The sequence below is a fragment of the Streptomyces silvae genome, from assembly GCF_016745505.1.
GTDB classification, from domain to species: Bacteria; Actinomycetota; Actinomycetes; order Streptomycetales; family Streptomycetaceae; genus Streptomyces; species Streptomyces silvae.
This window is the reverse complement of record NZ_JAERUC010000087.1, coordinates 44995-63371: the sequence shown is the minus strand read 5'-3', so window position 1 is coordinate 63371 and position 18377 is coordinate 44995. Positions and strand designations below refer to the sequence as shown.

Genomic DNA, 18377 nt, shown 5'->3' with positions numbered 1-18377 from the left:
CCACGAGTGACCGTGGCACCACACACGAACGCGGCCGCCAGGAGAGTCCTGGCGGCCGCGGTGGGTCGGGTTACGTGCAGGCCTAGAGGGTGCGCTCCAGGCGGTCCGCCATCAGCCTGCTGAAGCGCGACGGGTCACTCAGCTCGCCCCCGTCCGAGAGGAGCGCCAGCCCGTGGACCAGCTCGGCCGTCTCGGCCAGTTCGGTGCGGGCACCCTCCTCGTCGCCCTGTTCGGCGTACGCCTTCTTCAGCCCGCTGATCAGTGCGTGCGAGGGGTTCAGTTCGAGGATGCGCTTGATCTGCGGCACCTCCTGGCCCATGGCGCGGTACATGTTCTCCAGCGCCGGGGTGACGTCGTGCGTGTCCGAGACGATGCAGGCCGGCGAGACGGTGAGCCGTGAGGAGAGACGTACCTCCTTCACGGTGTCACCGAGCTGCTCCGTCATCCAGGTCAGCAGACCGGCGTAGTCCTGCTGCTGCTTCTCACGCTCGGCCTCGACCTCCTTCTTCTCCTCGTCCGTGTCCAGGTCGACCTCGCCCTTGGAGATGGACTGGAGCGGCTTGCCGTCGAACTCGGGGACCGACTGGACCCAGACCTCGTCCACGGGGTCGGTCAGCAGCAGGACCTCGAAGCCCTTGGCGCGGAACGCCTCCATGTGCGGCGAGCTCTCCATGGCGGCGCGCGACTCGCCCGTCATGTAGTAGATCTGCTCCTGGCCCTCCTTCATCCGCTCCACGTACGAGCGCAGGGTGGTCAGGCCCTCCTCGTCCTGGGTCGAGGCGAACGAGGAGATCTCCAGGATCGCGTCCCGGTTCTCGAAGTCCTGGAACAGCCCCTCCTTGAGGACCCGGCCGAATTCCTTCCAGAACGTCGCGTACTTCTCGGGGGCGCCGGACCGCATGTCCTTCACCGTCGAGATCACCTTCTTGACCAGACGGCGCCGCATCATCTCGATCTGGCGGTCCTGCTGAAGGATCTCCCGCGACACGTTGAGCGACAGATCCTGGGCGTCGACCACGCCCTTCACGAAGCGGAGATACGTCGGCATGAGCGCTTCGCAGTCATCCATGATGAATACGCGCTTCACATACAGCTGAACTCCGCGCTTGTGGTCCTGCATGAACAGGTCCTGCGGTGCATGGGACGGAAGGAAGAGCAGTGCCTGGTATTCGAAGGTCCCCTCCGCCTGCATGCGGATGGTTTCGAGCGGTTCGGTCCAGTCGTGACTGATGTGCTTGTACAGCTCGCTGTACTCCTCATCGGTCACGGAGTCCTTCGACCGGGCCCACAGGGCCTTCATCGAGTTGACCGTCTCGGTCTCCGGCTCGGCGCCCTCCTCGCCGCTCGCCGCCGCCATGCGGATGGGCCAGGTGATGAAGTCTGAGTAGCGCTTGACGATTTCCCTGATCTTCCAGGGTGACGTGTAGTCGAAGAGCTTGTCCTCGGCGTCCTCGGGCTTGAGCCGCAGCGTGACCGAGGTGCCCTGGGGTGCGTCGTCGACGGACTCGACGGTGTAGGTGCCCTCGCCGCTCGACTGCCAGCGCGTGCCCGTGTCCTCGCCCGCGCGCCGGGTCAGCAGGGTGACCTCGTCGGCGACCATGAAACTCGAGTAGAAGCCGACACCGAACTGCCCGATGAGTTCCTCGGACGCGGTGGCGTCCTTGGCTTCCTTCAGTTCCTGGAGGAATTTCGCCGTGCCGGAATTCGCGATCGTCCCGATCAGCTGCACGACCTCGTCGTGCGTCATTCCGATGCCGTTGTCGCGGATGGTCAGCGTGCGCTGCTCCTGATCGGCCTCGATGGCGATGTGGAGGTCGGACGTGTCCGCCGCGATCGTGTCGTCGCGGAGCGTTTCCAGTCGCAGCTTGTCCAGCGCGTCCGAAGAATTGGAGATGAGCTCACGCAGGAATACATCCTTGTTCGAGTAAATCGAATGGATCATCATCTGCAGGAGCTGGCGCGCTTCTACCTGAAACTCGAACGTCTCGGCCGGCATGGGTGCGGGGTCCCTTTCCTGGGGTTCCTGGGGTAAGTCATCTGAGGCGTTCCATATCGTAACCAGGCCCCGGCCCGGCCATGTGCCGGTCGGCCCACGGCCGTTGACCGCCGGGTCTGTGCCGGCGGGCCGGACACGCGTGACCGGCGGAGGATGAGCGGCTTCCGGCCAGGCAGACTGGGCGCATGGGCGATACGCGAGCGACTTCCCGGGCCGTGGACGACCACGGCCTCCCCCCTGTGATCACGTGCCGGGAGCCCGGCAGCTTCGCCCGGGGCGTCATGGCCGAGCGCCACCCGACGCTGATCGAACAGGTGCGTGAGGCCTTCCCGTACGGCCCGGAGCAGCACCGCGCTTTGGATACCCTGCTGCACGAGATCCTCCACGGGGTCGTCGAACCGCTCGGTCCCGGGAGCCCGGACCGCGAGCTCTGGCTGGAGCGGGAGCCCGAACACTTCGGGCGTCCCTGGTTCGACGCACCGTTCCTCTGGGCCGAGAGCTACTTCTACCGGAGGCTCCTGGAAGCCGTCGGCTACTCCGGCGAGGGCCCGTGGCAGGGCGTCGACCCCTTCGCCTCCTTCAAGCGCGCGGAGCTCAACGGTCCCACGGTCGACGAGGAACTCCGTTCCCTGGACGACCTCGTGGATGTCCCCGCCGCCGAGCGGGCGACGGCTCTCCTGGGGGCCTCGCTCTGGGGCAACCGCGCCGATCTCGGCTTCCGCGGTCCGGCGGGCGAGTCCGCACCCGGCGAGGCCGACCCAGGTCTGGTCGCCGACGACAGCGCGGCGCTGTGGGCACTCCTGCCCGCCGGGTCCCCTGCCACGGTCGCCGTCATCGCGGACAACACCGGCCGCGAGCTGATCCCCGACCTCGTCCTCATCGACCACCTGCTCCGCCACGGCCACGCGCAGCGGGTGGTGCTCCATGTGAAGCCCTGCCCGTACTACGTCTCCGACGCCATGACGGCCGACGTCGTCGACTGTCTGCGCCGGACGAGCGGGGCCCCCGGCGAGGCGGGCGTGATCGGCCGGCGGATCTGGGAGGCGATGGGCGCCGGGCGGCTCGACGTACGTACCCACGCGTTCTTCTGCGCCCCGTATCCGTACGAGCGGATGCCCGCGGACCTCCGGGCGGAGCTGGGCGCAGCCACGCTGACGATCCTCAAGGGCGACCTCAACTACCGGCGTCTGGTGGGCGACCGTCGGTGGCCCGCGACCACACCGTTCTCCGGCCCCACCGCGTACTTCCCGGGTGCCGTCGCCGCGCTGCGCACGCTCAAGTCCGACGTCGTCGTGGGCTTGGACCAGGAGACCCTGGACCGGCTCGAGGGATCCGGCAAGGCATGGCGTACGAGTGGCACGCACGCCCTGATCCAGGTGCGCCCGTAGCCCGGCTTCACCGCTCTACCGCTGCACCCCGTACCGGTTGAGGAGGTCGTGCCAGCTCTCCTCCAGCCGGTCGATGTCCATGCCGCGTTCGCACGTCAGATGGTGGACGAGAGGCGTGTCGATCGAACCGAGCAGTGTGTGGGCGAGCAGCTCCGGTTCGCCCGCCGCCCGTGCCTGGCGCAGCAGCAGGGTCACATGGCTGAGCCTCAGCCGCTGGGCGGGGACCTCGTACGTACGGAGCGGATCGGTGCGGGATGCCAGGATCAGCTCGTGGTGGTCGCGTTCGTGGCGCATCAGGGCCGGGCCGAAGGCGTGCAGCCGCTCCGCCGCGGGGGCGTCCGGGCCCATGGGGGGCGGCCCGGTGAGGAAGGCGGCCTGGAGCAGTGCCTCGCGGTGGTCGAGGAGCGCGATGAGCAGGCCGGTGCGGTCCTTGAAGCGGCGGAAGACCGTGCCCTTGCCGACCCCGGCGGCCGCCGCGACCGATTCCATGGTGAGGTTCGCCGCCCCGCAGCGGACCAGGAGGCGCGAGGCGGCGTCCAGCAGCAGTGCGCGGTTGCGTGCCGCGTCCGCCCGCAGCATCTCCGGTTCGCCGGTGGCGGCGAGCGTGAGATTCGTCCGCGCGTCGCCGGGGTCGGGCGGCTCGGGCAGCGGGGGGAGGAGAGCGGTCATGGCTTCAGGGTAGCCCCGGAGGAATGGAAGTGGACCACGGTCCGTTTAGGTGGTACAACTTTAAACGGACCACGGTCCGCTTACTTCTGCAGTCTCCGTCTCCCGGGAGCTTCCCCCATGTCTGTACGCATCCTCGCCCTCGTCGGCAGCCTCCGCGCCGGCTCCCACAACCGTCAGCTCGCCGAGGCCGCGGTCAAGCACGCGCCCGAGGGCGTCGAGGTCGAGCTGTACGAGGGCCTCGTCGACGTCCCGTTCTACAACGAGGACATCGACGTCGAGGGCGGCGTCCCGGCTGCCGCGGCCCGTCTGCGCGAGGCGGCCGGCAGCTCCGACGCGTTCCTGCTGTTCTCGCCCGAGTACAACGGCACCATGCCGGCCGTCCTGAAGAACGCCATCGACTGGCTGTCCCGCCCGTACGGCGCCGGCGCCATGACCGCCAAGCCGGTCGCCGTGGTCGGCACCGCGTTCGGCCAGTTCGGCGGCGTGTGGGCCCAGGACGAGGCCCGCAAGGCGGCCGGCCTCGCGGGTGGAGCGGTTCTGGCGGACGCCAAGCTCTCCATCCCCGGTTCCGTGACCCGCTTCGCCGAGCTCCACCCGGCGGACGACGCCGAGGTCGTCACCTCGCTGACCGAGGTGCTCCGTCAGGTCGCCGAGGGGACGGCGGCGGCAGCCGCCTGACCGAGCACTTCCGTGGGCCCGGCCCCTCTCTCGCAGGAGAGAGGGGCCGGGCCCACGCGCGTTCCCGGGGTCGGATCCGCAGGCGGTCGCGCACTTACGGCAATATGGCAAACAGAATCGTTGACAATCCTGTTGGCCTAGATTTAGGTTCGACAGGCACTCACTCAGGGGGCAACGATGCCGAAGGAACCCGGTCCGGCCAGTGGGGAGCAGGCCAGGCAACTGGCTCTGACCCGTCTGCGGCAGGCGATTCTGCACGGCGAGATGGCACCGGCCCAGCGGCTGGTGGAGAACGAGCTCGCCGAGCAGTTCGGTGTGACACGGGCCAGCGTCAGAGCGGCGCTGATCGAGCTGGAGTCGGAGGGACTGGTCGAGCGGATCCGTAACCGCGGATCACGGGTACGGGTGGTGAGCGTCGACGAGGCCGTCGCGATCACCGAGTGCCGCATGGCCCTGGAAGGGCTCTGCGCGGCGAAGGCGGCCGTCACGGCCGGCGACGGGCAGCTGGACCGGCTCACGGAGGTCGGCGAGGCCATGACCAAGGCCGTCGCCGACGGCGAGCCGATGCTCTACTCCGACCTGAACCATGAACTCCACGCCCTGATCAGGGAGTTCTCCGGTCAGCAGACGGCCGTTTCGCTCCTGGAGCGGCTGAACGGCCAGCTGGTGCGCCACAGGTTCCAGCTCGCCCTGAGGCCCGGACGCCCCCAGCAGTCGCTGAGTGAACACCTGGCCATGATCGACGCGATCAGGGCCAGGGATCCGCAGGCGGCCGAGGCGGCCGTCCGCTCCCACCTGGCGAGCGTGATCGAGGCACTGCGCGGTTGACGCGCCGCGTCCGGTCGACGCACTGCGCGCATGGCGCGCCGCGCTGGTGGGCCGATGCCCCGTCCAGCAAGGAGAGTTCAGCCATGACAACCGAGACGGCGCGGACCGCGGAGCGGCCGGCATGAGCGGCGTCATCGTCACCGGCCCGCCCAAGGCGGACGCGCGGGACATCGAGGCACTCGCCGGATACGGCGTGGCCACCGTGAGCGAGGCGATGGGCCGTACGGGCCTGCTCGGACCGGGACTGCGCCCCGTCCAGCAGGGCGTACGGATCGCGGGCAGCGCGGTCACCGTGCTCAGCTGGCCCGGCGACAACCTCATGATCCACGCGGCGGTGGAGCAGTGCGGCGAGGGCGACGTCCTCGTCGTCACCACCACCTCCCCCTCCACGGACGGCATGTTCGGCGAGCTGTTCGCCACGGCGCTCAGCAGGCGCGGAGTGCGCGGAGTCGTGATCAACGCGGGCATCCGTGACACCCAGGAGCTGCGGGACATGGGCTTCGCCGCCTGGGCGAAGGCGGTGTCCGCGCAGGGAACGGTGAAGGCCACCGGGGGCTCCGTCAACGTCCCCGTCGCCATCGGGGACCAGATGATCCGCCCCGGCGACGTGGTCATCGCCGACGACGACGGGGTGGTGGTCGTGCCCCGCGAACGCGCCCGGGAGACCGCCGAGGCCTCCGAGGCGCGGGAGGCCAAGGAGGCCAAGGCCCGCGCCGCGTTCCTGGAGGGCCAGCTCGGGCTGGACCGTTACGGACTGCGCGAGAAGCTCGAAGCCCTGGGCGTGCGCTACACCTCGTACGAGGACCACGCGGGGGAGGCCGGGGCGTGACCGGCGGACCTGCGGAGGTCCGCTGCCTCCTGATGCGGGGCGGCACGTCCAAGGGGGCCTACTTCCTCGCGGACGACCTGCCCCGGGACCCGGCGGCCCGGGACGATCTGCTGCTGCGGATCATGGGCAGCCCCGACCCGCGCCAGATCGACGGTCTGGGCGGGGCACACCCGCTCACCAGCAAGGTCGCGGTCGTCTCCGTACCGGACGACCCGGACGTCGATGTGGACTACCTCTTCCTCCAGATCGGCGTCGACACCGCGGAGGTCTCCGACCGTCAGAACTGCGGCAACCTGCTCGCCGGGGTCGGCCCCTTCGCCGTGGAGCGGGGCCTGGTCGCCGCCGGGGACGGGCGGACGTCCGTACGTATCCGGATGGTCAACACCGGAGACCTGGCGACGGCGTCCTTCCCCACACCGGGCGGGCGCGTCGACTACACCGGGCCGGCGAGGATATCCGGGGTGCCGGGGACCGCCGCGCCGGTGGTGATCGAGTTCGCGCGGGGCGGGAGTCCGCTGCTGCCCACCGGCCGGGCCCGTGACGTCATCGCCGGCACCGAGGTGACCTGCGTCGACAACGGGATGCCGACTGTGCTGATCCCGGCGGGGGCCCTGGACGTCACCGGTTACGAGAGCCCGCGCGAGCTGGAGGAGAACACCGGCCTGCGTGAACGCGTCGAGCGGATCCGCCTCGAAGCGGGCCGCCTCATGGGCCTCGGCGACGTCCGCGGCACGACGGTGCCCAAGCTCAGTCTGCTGGCCCCGCCCGCCCAGGACGGCGCGGTGACGACCCGCACCTTCATCCCGCACCGCTGCCACACCTCCATCGGCGTCCTGGGCGCCGCGGGCGTCGCCGCCGGGCTGCGGGTCCCGGGCGGCGTCGCCGACGGAATCGCCCGGCTGCCCCCGGACGGCGACCGGCTGCGAATCGAGCACCCCACCGGCTTCCTCGACATCGAGGCCGTCGTCGGGACGGACGCGGACGGTGCCCCCGCCGCTCTGCGCACCGCGGTGGTGCGTACCGCACGAAAGATCTTCGACGGGACCGTCTTCCCCCGGCCCGAGCAGACAGCCCGCCCGTCCGAACCCTCCCCGCAAGGAGCCGCAGATGACTCCCCCTCTCGGTGACATCGCCCATCTCGGTCACGTCGAACTGCTCACCCCGGACCTGGACGGCAGCGTCCGGTTCTTCACGGACTACCTCGGCCTGACCGTCAACGGGCAGGGCGGTGACTCCGTCCACCTGCGCACCTTCGACGACTACGAGCACCACAGTCTGGTGCTCACCGCGGCCGAGAAGCCGGGCCTGCGCCGCACCGCCCTGCGCACCTCCAGCGAGGAGGCCCTCCGGCGCAGGGTCGCCGAGCTCGAGGCGACGGGCCACGCGGGGCGCTGGGTGGAGGACGAACCGGGCATCGGGAAGCTCTACCTCACCGCCGACCCGGACGGCCACGAGATCGCCCTGTACTGGGAGAGCGAGTACTACCAGGCGCCCCCGGAGCTCAGGCCCGCCCTGAAGAACCAGCCGCAGGCCAAGCCCAACCGGGGCGTGGGCGTGCGCCGCCTGGACCACATCAACTTCCTCGCTGCCGACGTCGCCGCCAACGCCGATTTCCACCAGCACGTCCTCGGCGCCCGGCCCACCGAGCAGATCCAGCTCGACACGGGCCGGATCGGCGCCAAGTGGCTGACGTTCACCGACAAGTCGTACGACGTCGTCTACACCTCGGACTGGACAGGCTCCACCGGACGCCTGCACCACATCGCCTTCGCCACCGACACCCGAGAGGACATCCTGCGGGCCGCCGATCTCGCCATCGACAGCGGCGTGTTCATCGAGACGGGCCCGCACAAGCACGCCATCCAGCAGACGTTCTTCCTGTACGTCTACGAGCCCGGCGGCAACCGCATCGAGCTCTGCAACCCGCTCACCCGCCTCGTGCTCGCCCCCGACTGGCCGCTGGTCACCTGGACCGAGGCAGAGCGCGCCAAGGGGCAGGCGTGGGGCCTGCGGACGATCGAGTCCTTCCATACGCACGGCACGCCGCCGCTGGACTGAACCGGCGTCGTGACCGGAGGGGGGGCGGCGCACACACGGGTGTGCCGCCCGCCCCTCCGGTGCGCCCAGGAGCCGTGGAGGTGGGTCGGGGCACGGGCGAGGGCAAAGGCCAGATTGTTCCTGAGATTGTTGACAAAAGCGTTGACGCTAAATCCCGGGGTCCTTAACGTCATCGGCACATTCGGGTCCGCCGCGAACGCGCCGCACCGACCCGCCCCTGCCGAAGCTCCCTCAGGGACAGAGCTGTCCCGGACGAGAGGAATACCCCGATGTCCTCCCCAACCCCCGCCACCGGGGCCCGCAACAGCCGGCTCGCCCTGCTGGTCGTCGGTCTGTGCTGGCTGGTCGTACCTGCCCGAGTCCCTGACGTTCCTGCAGGCCAAGGGGCGTACCGACGAGGCCCGGGCGCTCGCCGACCGGTACGGGGTCAAGGCGCCCGACGCCACCCCCGGGGAGAGGCGTCCGGCCGGCACCGAGCGCTGGAGCGCGGTCGCCGCCCTGTTCCGCGGCGGCCTGTGGGTGCAGACCCTGTTCTTCTGGCTGGCGTCCTTCGGCGGACTCCTGCTCGTCTACGGCGTCTCCCAGTGGCTGCCTTCGATGATGCGCGCCGCCGGTTACGACCTCGGCTCCTCGCTCGGCTTCGTCATCGTCATCAACCTCGGCGGCATCGTCGGCATGCTCATCGGCGGCAGGCTCACCGACCGGTTCGGCGGCGCCCGCATCGGCGCGATCTGGTTCGGCGCCACCGCCGTCGGCGTCTACCTGCTCAGCGTCCACATGCCACTGGCCGTCACCTACCTCGTGGTCTTCCTGACCGGCCTCTTCCTCTTCAGCGCCCAGGCCATGATCTACGCCACCGTCGCGGCCCGCTCCGACGACGACAACCGCGCCACGGCGGTCGGCTGGACCTCCGGAATGGGCCGCTTCGGTGCGGTCTTCGGCCCCTGGCTCGGCGGTCAGCTCCTCGCCACGGGCTCGACCACCACGGGCTTCACCGTGTTCGCGGCGGCGGGCGTCTTCTCCCTGATCTTCATCGGCCTGACCGGCCTGCCGGCGGTGAAGCGCCCCACGGGCAGGGATGCCGCGCACCCGGTCTCCGCAGCGAGCTGACTCCCGACGCGGTACCCGGCCGTACGACGGCTGGGCGGCTCCACCCGAGCCCCGCCACCCCTTCGCTGTCAGTTGCTGTCCGTACGCTGCCAGAGACTGCGGAACAAGCGGTCGGCTGTACGGGCGGGTGCGCGGATGCGTCTCGCCCCTCGCTGCAGGGAGGAAGCATGCTCGGGGCGATCGCGACCGTCCTCACCGCCGTCATCGCCGCATGGACGACGCTCAGGGCGCGGAGGAAGCGAGGAGGGGAGGTCGCCCTTGTCGACGTCTCGGTGGGCGAGGGAGAGGCGGTCCTGGCAGAGCCGGGAGCCGACGTGCAGCTGCTCGGCGAGGTAGTCCCGGACCGGCCCGTCCTGGACATCGCCGTGCGCAACGACGGAGACCGGAAGGGCTTCGTCCGACGCGTGCACGTGGAGCTGAAGGGGCTGCTCTACATCCCAGCCCTGGATCCCCCGGCAGTGCTCAGACTGCCGGGGGCGCCGGTCAACAGCCGCATCCGAGCCCAGGAGCGGCGGCTGGGGCCCAGCGGCTCGTACGCCGTCGACTTCCCTCTGGCGGAAGGCAGCTACAGCAGGACGGTCAACCAAGAGGTCGACGCCGGCGACGTGGACCGATTCGTCCTCTCCCTCGTGCCGAGGGAAGCCGAGCAGGGCAAGGACTTCTACCAGGTGCGCCTGACGCTGGACGGCGGCAGGGCCGGGAGGGCGAGAAAGCGGGTGACGTCCGACCCCATCACGGTGCTGGCCTACGGGCCGCCGTCCTGGGAGAGCCCCGAAGTGATCGAAGAGCGCCTCTCGTCGATCGCCGACCGGGTCCGGGAGGAGGCGCCAGAAGGCAGTGCCGAGGTCACGGTGCTCTTCAACGCGATCGTCCACCCGAACGCGACAGGGATGGAGGACTACGTGGCGTTCTACGAGGACAAGCTCAAGGTCCTGGCAGCCGCGCTGCAGGAATGCCTGAAGCACGCCGCCGACGAGACGCGTATCAGAAGGTGGCTCGACGAACTGGAGCGCGACCTCATACGCGTCGAGCAACTACGCCTGTACGCGGCTGAGCTGCGCGCTTCCGGCCGCCATCCGTGACGCCGACCTGGCGCGGGACCGCGACCTGGTGCGAGACCGCGGTCCTCGGGGCGGGGAGCGTAGGCCGATCGGCAAGCCGGAGCTCACCATGATCGACTACGGCTGGACGGGAGATTCCGGCCAGGATCCCCCAGATGTCTCCCAACGATCCACACAACGCAGGAAGGGCCTGATCCACTCAGTGGATCAGGCCCTTGACCTGGTGTTTCAGCTGTCGGGGTGGCGGGATTTGAACCCACGACCTCTTCGTCCCGAACGAAGCGCGCTGCCAAGCTGCGCTACACCCCGATGTCCACCGATTGTCCCGGCGACATCGATTACTTTAGCCCACCCGCGCCCGGAGGCGAAATCCGGTTTTGCCTGGCGCGGGCGGGCCGGGAGTCTCAGTCGCGAGGCGTCAGTGTCAGCAGGGTCGCCTCGGGCGGGCAGGCGAAGCGGACCGGGGTGTAGCGGTTCGTGCCGCAGCCCGCCGAGACGTGGAGGTAGGACCGCCGCTCACCGACCGTGTGGCCGGAGAGGCCCTTCACCCGGTCGGTGTCCAGGTCGCAGTTGGTGACGAGGGCGCCGTAGAAGGGGATGCAGAGCTGGCCGCCATGGGTGTGACCGGCCAGGATCAGGGGGTAGCCGTCCGCTGTGAAGGCGTCCAGGGAGCGCAGGTACGGGGCGTGGACCACGCCGATCGAGAGGTCCGTGTCCGTCTCGGGGCCGCCGGCGACCTCGGCGTACCGGTCCCGCTTGATGTGGGGGTCGTCCAGGCCCGTGAAGCCGATCTCCAGCCCGTCGGCCTTGAGCCGGTCCCTGGTGTTGGAGAGGTTGAGCCAGCCGGCCTCGTCGAAGGCGTCCCGCATCGGCTCCCACGGGTTGTGGACGACGCCGACCGCCGGTGCGTTTCCGTTGAGCCCGTGCTTGCCCTGGGTCTTCTCCAGGAGGTACCGGACCGGGTTGCGGAGTTTCGGGCCGTAGTAGTCGTTGGAGCCGAAGACGTAGACCCCGGGGAACTCCATCAGCGGCCCGAGCGCGTCGAGCAGCTCCGGCACCGCCTCCGGGTCGGAGAGGTTGTCGCCGGTGTTCACGACGAAGTCCGGCCGCAGGCCGGCCAGCGACTGCAGCCACGCGCGCTTCTTGCGCTGGCCGCTCACCATGTGGATGTCGGAGACCTGGAGAACGCGCAACGGGCGTGCTCCCTGCGGGAGTACGGGAATCGTGATCCGGCGGAGGCGGAACGAGCGTGCCTCGAATCCGGCCGCGTACACGAGACCGGCGGCACCGACCGCTGCGCCGACTGCCGTGACTTTCAGGGGTACTCCGTAGCGTGCGCGCATGGGCCCATCGTCGCAGAAACGGTGAGGCGGGACGAAAACAGGCGGGCGTCAGGTGCCCCGTACCTGTCACAATCGCCGCATGACCACGCTCAAGTCCAAGCTCAAGGAAGACCTCACCACGGCCATGAAGGCGCGTGACGAGCTCACCTCGTCCACCCTCCGGCTCACCCTGACCGCGATCACCAAGGAAGAGGTCAGCGGCAAGACGTCGCGCGAGCTCTCCGACGACGAGGTGCAGAAGGTGATCGCCAAGGAGGCGAAGAAGCGCCGCGAGGCGGCCGAGGCCTTCGCGCAGGGCGGCCGGACGGAGCAGGCCGAGCGCGAGAAGGCGGAGGGCGAGCTGCTCGACGCGTACCTGCCCAAGCAGCTCTCCGACGACGAGCTGAACGTGATCGTCGCGCAGGCCGTCGAAGAGGCGAAGAGCGCCGGCGCCGAGGGACCGCGGGCCATGGGTGCCGTCATGAAGATCGTCAACCCGAAGGTCGCGGGGCTCGCCGAGGGCGGCCGCGTCGCCGCCACGGTGAAGAAGCTGCTCGCGGGCTGAGAGGCCGAAGCGCGAAGGCCGACGTACGAGGGGCTACGAGGGCCCGCGTACGGAGACCGAAGAGCGAGGGCCGACGTACGGACGCCCGCGTACGGGGACCGACCCCGCGTACGGGGACCGACCCCGCGTACGGCGACCGGCGCGCGAAGGCCGACGCATGAGGGCCACGTACGAAGGCCCACGCACGAAGGAGGGGCGCCCCGAGCCGGGGGCGCCCCTCCTCTTTCATGCCGCCGTCACGCGGCCCGGACGGTCAGGGACCGTTGCCGCCACGCCCGCGGCCGTCGTTCCCGCCGATGACACCGGGCGGCAGGGTGATGCCGCCGATCGGGTCGGCGCCCGGCTTGTCGTTGTCGTCGTCGTTCCCGCCGTTGTCCCCGCCGCGGCCCTTGTCCTTCTCCTTGTCCTTCTCCTTCTCCTTGGCGCGCGGCACCGAGATCGGGTTGAAGGACGGGGTCTCCGAGGCGTTCAGCGCGCCGGTCATCGCGGTCTTCCAGATGGGGCCCGGAAGACAGCCACCGCAGACCTTGTCGTAGTACTGGCCACCGATGGTGATGTCGTACATCTTGGTGGTCTTCTCGCCGATGTCGTCGCCGACCCAGACCGCGGTGGAGAGGTTCGGCGTGTAGCCGACGAACCAGGCGTCGAGACGGTCGTTCGTCGTACCCGTCTTGCCCGCGTTGTCGCGGTCGGTGAGGCCGGCCAGGGTGCCCGTACCGTCCTCGACCACGCCCTTGAGCATCTGGCTGATCGTGTCCGCCGTCGCTTCACTCATCGCGCGGGAGCACTTGGACTTCGGGACGGGGATCTTCTTGCCGTCGGGGCCCGTGATCGAGTCGATGGCGACGGGGGAGCAGTACGTGCCCCGGTTGGCGAACGTCGCGTACACGGAGGCCATCGAGAGCGGGGTGCTCACCTCGCCGCCGAGGGTGATCGAGGCGTGCTCCTCGATCTGCTTGCCGTCGCCGCGCTCGTAACCGACCTTCTTCGCCATCTCGACCGTCTCGCAGAGACCGGCCTTCTGCTCCAGCTTGGCGAAGTAGGTGTTGATGGACTTGCCGAGCGCGCTCGTCATGTCCCAGCTGCCCTTTTCGGACTCCAGCTCGTTCTGGAGGTCCCAGTTGCTGCTGCCCGTCGGGGCCCCCGCACAGGTGCGGAAGGAGTTCAGCGGCAGTGAGATCTTCCAGTCGGTGGCGTAGCTCTCCGCCGGGCTGATGCCCTTCTCCAGGGCCGCGGCGGCGGTGATCGGCTTGAAGGTCGAGCCGACCTGGAAGCCGTAGGTGCTGCCGCCCATCTTGTTGCTGACGGCGAGGTTGAGGACCGTCTGGTTCTTCTTCTGGTCCAGGCCGTACGGCCGTGACTGGCCCATCGAGAGGATCTTGCCGGTGCCGGGCTCGACCTGCACCACCGACGCGGCGACCTTGTCGTCCTTGTAGACCTTCGAGGTCGCGGCCTCGTTGGCTGCCTTCTGCGCACGCGGCGACAGCGTGGTCCTGACGGTCAGTCCGCCGAGGTTCCAGAGCTTGGCGCGCTCCTCCTGGGTCGCCCCGAAGGTCGGGTCGGTCAGGACGGTCTTGCGCACGTAGTCGCAGAAGAAACCGGCCCCGCTGACGGCCGTGATGCAGCCGCTGTTCGGCTTGCTGACCTTCAGCTTCAGGGGACTGGCGATCGCCTTGTCCGCCTCGGCCTGCGTGATGTCGCCGACGGCGGCCATGCGCCGCAGCACGGTGTTACGGCGCTTGGTCGCCTCCTCCGCGTCGTTGACCGGGTCGTAGCGCGTCGGCGACTGGACGAGGCCGGCCAGCATCGCCGCCTCCTCCAGCTTCAGGTCCTTGGCGTGCTTGGAGAAGTACCGCTGCGAGGCGGTCTCGATGCCGTAGGCCTGCTGCCCGAAGAAGGTGATGTTGAGGTAGTTCTCCAGGATCTTCTTCTTGCCGAGCTCTTCCTCGACCTGGATCGCGTACTTCAGCTCACGGACCTTGCGGCCCAGGGTCTGCTGGGTGGCCTCGGCGACCTTGTCCGGGTCGTCGCCCGCCTCCTCGACGAAGACGTTCTTCACGTACTGCTGGGTCAGCGTCGAGGCGCCCTGCGCGGCACCGCCGGCCTGCACGTTGCGGTTCATCGCGCGCAGGATGCCCTTGAGGTCGACGGCCCCGTGCTCGTAGAACCGCGAGTCCTCGATCGCGATGATCGCGTCCTGCATGTACGGGGAGATGTCCTTGAGGGGGACGACGGTGCGGTCACGCGAGTAGTCCGTCGCGATGAGCCCGCCCTCGTTGTCCAGGATCGTGATCCGCTGGCTCAGCGGCGGGGTCTTGAGGTTGGAAGGGATCTCGTCGAATCCCTCGACCGTCCCCTTGGCGGCGAGCCCGAGTGCGCCGGCGGCCGGCAGCGCGATGCCTGCCAGGACAGCTCCGGAGAGTGCGGCGACACCGAGGAACTTGGCGGCCTGCTGGGTCGTCGTAAGACCCCCGCCTGAGCGCTTCTTTGGCATGGGGGCAGCCTACGTTCTCATTCGCCGGACACACGTATAGGCCTTGGCCTAAGCTGCTCTCAACTGTCACAGCAGTCCGATTTTGTATCAACCCCCCTGCACGGCCCTCAACAGAATTCAGCCACCCGCCGAGGCGTTCCCGAATTCGCCTCATGTGTCACTGAATGTCTGTTGCGACTTGGGGTTTCTGTCCCGATTCAGTCGGGAAGGTCGCGCATGTCCTCGCATCACTCCCCTGGGTGATCTGCCGCGTACGCATAGTCCGTTCGGGCCATTCAAGATTGGGCCCGAAGGGGGTGTTGTGCTGTGCCCACCTTCCGTAACGTCCTCAACTGGCAGCGGTGAATATGCCGCTGCCGCCGTGGGGGAGCCTCGATTCGGGAGAGGACGGCGCCGGCATGGGCTGGGTAACCGACTGGAGTGCGCAGGCAGCCTGCCGCACTACCGATCCGGATGAATTGTTCGTACAAGGGGCAGCGCAGAACAGGGCCAAGGCGGTGTGCACCGGTTGCCCGGTGCGGACCGAGTGCCTGGCCGACGCGCTGGACAATCGCGTCGAATTCGGCGTGTGGGGTGGAATGACGGAGCGGGAGCGCCGCGCACTGCTGCGCCGACGTCCCACCGTCACGTCCTGGCGTCGCCTGCTGGAGACCGCGCGCAGTGAGTACGAGCGGTCCACGGGCATGCTGCCCGCAGCGGTGGGCCTGGACGACGGTCTGCATGACGACGGTCTGCACGACGACGAACTGCACGAGACGTTCGCCGCGGTGGGGTGAGCGGGCAGGCGCCCGCGCGGACCGCCCCGGCGAGGCCGGCGGTGGTCCTACGCGGCTCCGGCCGGTGTGGTGGAGGAACCGGTCGCGAGCAGTTCCCCGATGGCCCTGAGGCCTGAGAGGTCGTGCACGTCACCCGGCAGCGCGGCCACCTCGGCCACCGGGACCTCGGGGTGGAGCGTGGTGAAGCGGTCCCGTGTGTCCTGCTCGCGCGCGACGACCTGCATCCGCTCGGCGTGCAGCCGCAGCAGACCCGCGGTCAGCTGCTCGATGGATACGTCGGCGGACCCGGCGTCCGTGCCGGGCGTGCCATGACGGTCCGCTTCCGTTTCCGTGTGCGTGGATGGTCCGGACGGGTCAGTCGACTTCCGGCCACGGCCGCGCGCCTCGGCAGGCTCGGGCTCAGGGGTGTGCGTCGTCCGGTCGTGCTGGGGCGGCTCCTGCTGTGACGGCTCGTTCGGGGCGTGCTCGTTGCTGCGCTCGGGGGAGAGCGACGGCTCCGGGGGTTCGGGAGAGGTGGGTGACGCCGGGTCCTCCGGGTCACCAAGGCCAGCCTTCCCGGCCGTCTGATCCACAATGCCGGCGTCCTCAAGATTTTCTGCGGCCGCCAGCGCCCGCTCCGAGGAGAGCCGTGCGGCCTCGCTGCCGTGCACCCGGTTGAGGACCAGCCCGGCCAGCGGCATCTCCTCCGCGGCCAGCCGTTCCACGAAGTACGCGGCCTCGCGCAGCGCGTCCCGCTCCGGCGTCGCCACCACGAGGAACGCCGTACCGGGCGCCTGGAGCAGCTTGTACGTCGCATCGGCCCGGGTACGGAATCCGCCGAACATGGTGTCCATCGCCGCGACGAAGGTCTGTACGTCACGGAGGAACTGCCCGCCGAGCAGCTTGCCGAGCGTCCCCGTCATCATCGACATCCCGACGTTCAGGAACTTCATCCCGGCCCGCCCGCCGATCTTCGCCGGGGCGATCAGTAGCCGGATGAACTTCCCGTCCAGGAAGGAGCCGAGACGTTTCGGCGCGTCCAGGAAGTCCAGCGCCGAACGGGACGGAGGGGTGTCGACGATGATCAGGTCCCACTCGTCGCGGGCCCTCAGCTGGCCGAGCTTCTCCATGGCCATGTACTCCTGGGTGCCCGCGAACCCGGCCGACAGCGACTGGTAGAAGGGGTTCTCCAGGATCGCGCGGGCCCGCTCGGCATCCGTGTGCGCCTCGACGGTCTCGTCGAAGGTGCGCTTCATGTCGAGCATCATGGCGTGCAGTTCGCCCTCGCCCTCGATGTCCTCGACCCGGCGCGGGATGTTGTCCAGCTGGTCGATGCCCATGGACTGGGCGAGCCGGCGGGCCGGGTCGATGGTGAGGACGACGACCTTGCGGCCGCGCTCGGCCGCCCGTACGCCGAGGGCCGCTGCGGTCGTGGTCTTGCCCACGCCGCCCGAGCCGCAGCAGACGACGATGCGGATCTCCGGGTCGTCCAGGAGCGCGTCGGTCTCCAGCCCCGGTGCCAGGTCCGGCGTGCTGTCCGGTTCGACGTCCGGCGCGATGTCCGTACCCGGTGTCATGACCCCACCCCTCGTCCTGAGCCGCGTCGCTTCCCGCTCCGGGGCGCCTGCCCCGCTTCGTCCGCGGCCTCGTCGCCGACCCCCTGCTTGTGGAGCTCCTCCGCCAGCTCGTGCAGCGCGGCCGGGCTCACTCCCTCGCCCATCAGGGGGAGCTCGGCCAGGGGCAGCCCAAGCCCGGCCAGCACGGTGCGCTGCTCACGCTCCAGGCCGACGCGCTGGGCGTGCTCGGCGGCCTGCTCGACGAGCGGTCGTACCAGCCCGGCGGAGCCCGTCACACCGGCCCGGGTGAGCGTCTTCGCGATCTCCTTGCGGCGGCCTCCCGACGCCGTACGCAGCGCCTCCTCGTCCAGCAGATGGGGCCGCACCATGTTCACGACGACCCGGCCCACCGGAAGTTCGGCCGCCCGCAGCTCGGCGATGCCGTCCGCCGTCTCCTGGACCGGCATCTCCTCCAGGAGCGTCACCAGGTGCACCGCGGTCTCGGGGGACTTCAGGACCCGCATCACGGCCTGCGCCTGATTGTGTATGGGGCCGATCCTGGCCAGCCCCGCCACCTCGTCGTTCACATTGAGGAAGCGCGTGATGCGGCCGGTGGGCGGCGCGTCCATGATCACGTAGTCGTAGACGAACCTGCCCTGCTTGTCCTTGCGGCGTACGGCCTCGCAGGCCTTGCCGGTCAGCAGGACGTCCCGGACCCCCGGGGCGATGGTGGTGGCGAAGTCGATCGCGCCGAGCTTCTTCAGGGCCCGGCCCGCGCTGCCCAGTTTGTAGAACATCTGGAGGTAGTCCAGGAGGGCGCGCTCGGCGTCGATCGCGAGCGCGTGGACCTCGCCGCCGCCGGGCGCCACGGCGATCCTGCGTTCCTCGTAGGGGAGGGGCTCGGACTCGAAGAGCTGGGCGATGCCCTGCCTGCCCTCGACCTCGACGAGGAGAGTGCGCCTGCCCCCGGTCGCGAGGGCGAGCGCGAGTGCGGCGGCGACCGTGGTCTTACCGGTCCCGCCCTTGCCGCTGACGACCTGGAACCTGCTCACGTCTTCGAGCCTAACC

Annotated in this window: 16 protein-coding genes and 1 tRNA gene; 10 read left to right on the top strand and 7 right to left on the bottom strand. The window is 69.6% G+C overall.

Annotated features, from left to right (window positions below; genetic code table 11):
* Window positions 1–82: 82 nt before the first annotated feature.
* Window positions 83–1996, bottom strand: coding sequence for a molecular chaperone HtpG (htpG, locus tag JKV81_RS13290; protein ID WP_129264433.1), 1914 nt, complete (start codon window positions 1994–1996; stop codon window positions 83–85).
* Window positions 1997–2181: 185 nt separating this feature from the next.
* Here htpG and JKV81_RS13285 point away from each other — a divergent pair, with 185 nt between their 5' ends.
* Window positions 2182–3384, top strand: coding sequence for a damage-control phosphatase ARMT1 family protein (locus JKV81_RS13285; protein ID WP_202076008.1), 1203 nt, complete (start codon window positions 2182–2184; stop codon window positions 3382–3384).
* 15 nt (window positions 3385–3399) lie between these two features.
* Here the strand turns inward: JKV81_RS13285 and JKV81_RS13280 are convergent, their stop codons facing one another.
* Window positions 3400–4053: a TetR/AcrR family transcriptional regulator gene (locus JKV81_RS13280; RefSeq protein ID WP_124277683.1), complete on the bottom strand. Its 654-nt coding sequence runs from the start codon at window positions 4051–4053 to the stop codon at window positions 3400–3402.
* Between the two features lie 117 nt (window positions 4054–4170).
* Between JKV81_RS13280 and JKV81_RS13275 the strand changes: the two genes are divergently transcribed.
* From JKV81_RS13275 to JKV81_RS13245, 7 genes are all read left to right on the top strand, one after another.
* The gene (locus JKV81_RS13275) at window positions 4171–4731 is read left to right on the top strand and encodes an NAD(P)H-dependent oxidoreductase (RefSeq protein ID WP_124277682.1); all 561 of its coding nucleotides are present in this window, start codon (window positions 4171–4173) and stop codon (window positions 4729–4731) included.
* A gap of 177 nt (window positions 4732–4908) precedes the next feature.
* Complete coding sequence (locus tag JKV81_RS13270; RefSeq protein WP_202076000.1) at window positions 4909–5559, top strand: GntR family transcriptional regulator; 651 nt, start codon at window positions 4909–4911, stop codon at window positions 5557–5559.
* Window positions 5560–5680: 121 nt separating this feature from the next.
* Window positions 5681–6388 carry a 4-carboxy-4-hydroxy-2-oxoadipate aldolase/oxaloacetate decarboxylase gene (locus JKV81_RS13265; protein ID WP_147983475.1) on the top strand — a complete coding sequence of 236 codons (708 nt, stop codon included), beginning with the start codon at window positions 5681–5683 and terminating at the stop codon, window positions 6386–6388.
* Window positions 6385–7515, top strand: a complete 1131-nt coding sequence (locus JKV81_RS13260) for a 4-oxalomesaconate tautomerase (RefSeq protein ID WP_307820531.1) — start codon at window positions 6385–6387, stop codon at window positions 7513–7515. Before JKV81_RS13265 ends, JKV81_RS13260 begins: the two co-directional genes overlap by 4 nt.
* The gene (locus JKV81_RS13255; RefSeq protein ID WP_202075998.1) at window positions 7496–8446 is read left to right on the top strand and encodes a catechol 2,3-dioxygenase; all 951 of its coding nucleotides are present in this window, start codon (window positions 7496–7498) and stop codon (window positions 8444–8446) included. Before JKV81_RS13260 ends, JKV81_RS13255 begins: the two co-directional genes overlap by 20 nt.
* A gap of 519 nt (window positions 8447–8965) precedes the next feature.
* Entirely contained in the window at window positions 8966–9556 is a 591-nt protein-coding gene (locus JKV81_RS13250; RefSeq protein ID WP_307820530.1) for an MFS transporter, read from the top strand.
* Window positions 9557–9723: 167 nt separating this feature from the next.
* Window positions 9724–10638: a hypothetical protein gene (locus JKV81_RS13245; protein ID WP_202075987.1), complete on the top strand. Its 915-nt coding sequence runs from the start codon at window positions 9724–9726 to the stop codon at window positions 10636–10638.
* 214 nt (window positions 10639–10852) lie between these two features.
* On the opposite strand, the gene JKV81_RS13240 is transcribed toward JKV81_RS13245, so the two are convergent.
* Together JKV81_RS13240 and JKV81_RS13235 are read right to left on the bottom strand one after the other, a co-directional pair.
* A tRNA-Pro gene (locus JKV81_RS13240) sits at window positions 10853–10926 on the bottom strand.
* A gap of 95 nt (window positions 10927–11021) precedes the next feature.
* Complete coding sequence (locus JKV81_RS13235) at window positions 11022–11960, bottom strand: metallophosphoesterase (protein WP_202075985.1); 939 nt, start codon at window positions 11958–11960, stop codon at window positions 11022–11024.
* A 79-nt stretch (window positions 11961–12039) separates the two neighbouring features.
* Here JKV81_RS13235 and JKV81_RS13230 point away from each other — a divergent pair, with 79 nt between their 5' ends.
* Entirely contained in the window at window positions 12040–12504 is a 465-nt protein-coding gene (locus JKV81_RS13230; protein WP_202075983.1) for a GatB/YqeY domain-containing protein, read from the top strand.
* 253 nt (window positions 12505–12757) lie between these two features.
* Here JKV81_RS13230 and JKV81_RS13225 read toward each other — a convergent pair whose 3' ends face one another.
* On the bottom strand, window positions 12758–14998 hold the full coding sequence (locus JKV81_RS13225; RefSeq protein WP_202075981.1) for a transglycosylase domain-containing protein: 2241 nt from the start codon (window positions 14996–14998) through the stop codon (window positions 12758–12760).
* A gap of 398 nt (window positions 14999–15396) precedes the next feature.
* Between JKV81_RS13225 and JKV81_RS13220 the strand changes: the two genes are divergently transcribed.
* Window positions 15397–15774 carry a WhiB family transcriptional regulator gene (locus JKV81_RS13220; protein ID WP_202076055.1) on the top strand — a complete coding sequence of 126 codons (378 nt, stop codon included), beginning with the start codon at window positions 15397–15399 and terminating at the stop codon, window positions 15772–15774.
* Window positions 15775–15821: 47 nt separating this feature from the next.
* On the opposite strand, the gene bagB is transcribed toward JKV81_RS13220, so the two are convergent.
* The gene (bagB, locus tag JKV81_RS13215) at window positions 15822–17330 is read right to left on the bottom strand and encodes an ATPase BagB (protein ID WP_236056480.1); all 1509 of its coding nucleotides are present in this window, start codon (window positions 17328–17330) and stop codon (window positions 15822–15824) included.
* The gene (gene bagA / locus JKV81_RS13210; protein WP_099173499.1) at window positions 17327–18361 is read right to left on the bottom strand and encodes an ATPase BagA; all 1035 of its coding nucleotides are present in this window, start codon (window positions 18359–18361) and stop codon (window positions 17327–17329) included. The genes bagB and bagA overlap by 4 nt, the downstream gene beginning before the upstream one ends.
* Window positions 18362–18377 lie beyond the last annotated feature (16 nt).